At 65.8% G+C, this 2,691-nt stretch carries 2 protein-coding genes and 1 pseudogene; all 3 read right to left on the bottom strand.

The genetic code is table 11. The features are described from left to right. Positions 1–429: AMP-binding protein (locus tag DYI24_RS24735; protein WP_164574206.1), on the bottom strand; the 429-nt coding region annotated here is incomplete at its 3' end. A 22-nt stretch (positions 430–451) separates the two neighbouring features. Beyond that, positions 452–1,620, bottom strand: a pseudogene (locus DYI24_RS24730) (acetyl-CoA acetyltransferase). A gap of 261 nt (positions 1,621–1,881) precedes the next feature. After that, positions 1,882–2,691: D-erythronate dehydrogenase (gene denD, locus DYI24_RS24725; protein WP_164574205.1), on the bottom strand; the 810-nt coding region annotated here is incomplete at its 5' end.

Here is a 2,691-nt window from a genome sequence, read left to right as displayed (position 1 = left end):
CCCCTCGCCGCTGCGCGCACGGTCGTAACCGTCGCTGTCGATCGCCAGCACCGCCATGCCGGGCGGCAGATCGCAGGAGGCTTCGTTGAAAGTGTCGGCGGTGTCGTCGCAGATCAGCGCGAGTCTTGCTTCCGCGTTGCTGCAGATCCAGGCGACCTCCTTGCCGTGCAGCTTGGCGTTGATCGGGATCGCCACCGCGCCCGCCCACCAGATGCCATACAGCGCTTCGAGATAGCGCGTGCAATTATGCGCGAACAACGCGACGCGATCGCCGGGCGCGATGCCGTAATCGCGCACCAGCGCCGCTCCGAACGATGCCGCACGCGACGCGAACGTGGCGTAGTCGGCATCGACCGTGGTGCCCGTCAGCAGCGCCGGAGCGCCCGGCCGCAGCCGGGCGCTCGCAGCAAGCCATTCCGCCAGATTCATCCGCCGCCCCCCCGGCTATTGGTTACTTGGCCGGTTCGAGCACCGACACGTAATTGGCCACCGCCGCGCCGCCCATATTGAAGATGCCGGCGAGCTTGGCGTCCTTGATCTGCATGCCCTCCGGCGCCTGGCCGAGCAGCTGCATCGCGCTCAGCACGTGCATCGACACGCCGGTCGCGCCGATCGGATGACCCTTGGCCTTGAGACCGCCGGACGGATTGATCGGCAGCTTGCCGTCCTTCTGGGTCCAGCCCTCCTTGATCGCGCGGGCGCCCTGCCCCTTCGGCGTCAGGCCCATCGCTTCGTATTCGATCAGCTCGGCGATGGTGAAGCAATCGTGGGTCTCGACGAACGACAGATCGTTCAGCGTGACGCCCGCCTGCTCCAACGCACGCTGCCAGGCCACGGTGCAGCCCTCGAACTGCAGGATGTCGCGCTTGGACATCGGCAGGAAATCCTGCGCATGGCCGCGGGCGCGGATGTTCACCGCCTTGCCCATCGCCTTGGCGTTCTCGGCAGACGTCAGCACCAGCGCCGCGGCGCCGTCGGACACCAGCGAGCAATCGGTGCGCTTTAACGGACCGGCGACGAACGGGTTCTTCTCGCCTTCGGCGCGGCAGAACTCGAAGCCGAAATCCTTGCGCATCTGCGCATAGGGATTGGCGACGCCATTGTGGTGGTTCTTGGCGGCGATCATCGCCAGCGCGTCGGACTGGTCGCCGTATTTCTGGAAGTACTTTTGGGCGATGATGCCGAACACACCGGCAAAACCGGCCGGGGTGTCGCCGTCTTCCGGCAGTAAGAAGCGCGCAGCAGATTCTTGCCGATCTCAGGCCCCGGGGTGCGGGTCATCTGCTCGACACCGACCACCAGTACGACCTTGGCGGCGCCGGATTCGATCGCGCGGATGCCCTGATGCACCGCGGCGGACCCGGTGGCGCAGGCGTTCTCCACCCGGGTCGCCGGCTTGAACCGCAGCGCCGGATCGGCCTGCAGCACCAGCGAAGCGGTGAAATCCTGCGGCGAGAAGCCGGCATTGAAATGTCCGAGCACGATCTCGTCGACGTCGCCCGGCGCAATCCCGGCGTCGGCGATCGCCTCAGTTGCGACGCGGACGATCATGCTTTCCACGGTTTCGGCGTCGAACTTGCCGAACGGCATATGCGCCCATCCAACGATGCTGGCAGTCATGGCGTTTTCTCCTCGAAGGTCGATGAAACTCGGACCTGGATTTATTATAGGATGACCATCAGATAAAGACATCCCCGCTCACGGAATGGTGGCCGGGCGTGGCACGAAGGGCGGGCGCCGGCCCATCCGCGTCATTGCGAGCGCAGCGAAGCAATCCAGAGACCGTGCACGGAGCTGGATCGCTTCTCGCGGAGCCTGTGGCTGGACGGCGCGAAGCCCCGATCCGGGTGCTCCTTGCAATGACGGTGCGGGGCAAGGCGATTACTTCACGAACTTGCCGTCGAGCTCGTCCTCGATATGGATGCGGATGATGTCGTCGAAGGTCTTTTCGGCGGTGGTGAAGCCGAGCTTCAGCGCGCGGTCGGTCGAGAAATTGCGCGGCCAACCGGCGACAATGCCGATGATGGTCGGATCCGGCTCGCGCTTGATCCGGGCGGCCACAGCTTTGCCGGCAACGCGCTCCAATGCGGCGATCTGCTCGCCGACCGTGGCGGGCAGCCCCGGCATCGACAGGCTGCGGCGCGGCCCCATCGCGGCGGTGTCCATGGTGGCGGCGTGAATCAGGAAGCCGACCGCCGAGCGCGGCGAAGCGTGCCAGTGCATCACCTCGTCGGACACCGGCAGCACCGCCTCCTCGCCATTCAGCGGCTCGCGGATGATGTTGGAGAAAAATCCGGACGCCGCCTTGTTCGGCTTGCCGGGGCGGACGCAGATCGTCGGCAGGCGGATGCCGACGCCGTCGAAAAAGCCCTTGCGGGTGTAGTCGGCGATCAGGAGTTCGCAGATCGCCTTCTGGGTGCCGTAGCTGGTCAGCGGCGCCGACAGGAATTCATCGCCGATCTTATCCGGGAACGGCGCGCCGAACACCGCGATCGACGAGGTGAACACCAGCCGCGGATGATAGTCGTCGCCCTCGGCGCGGATCGCATCGATCAGATGCTTGGTGCCGTCGAGATTGATCCGGTAGCCCTTGTCAAAATCCGCCTCGGCTTCGCCCGAGACGATTGCCGCCAGATGGAAGATCACCTCCGGCCGATGCGCCACCAGCGCCGCCGCCTGACCCGGCCCGGC

It is taken from the genome of Rhodopseudomonas sp. BR0C11, assembly GCF_010820945.1.
GTDB classification, from domain to species: domain Bacteria; phylum Pseudomonadota; class Alphaproteobacteria; order Rhizobiales; family Xanthobacteraceae; genus Rhodopseudomonas; species Rhodopseudomonas palustris_H.
This window is presented reverse-complemented; position numbering and strand designations above follow the sequence as displayed.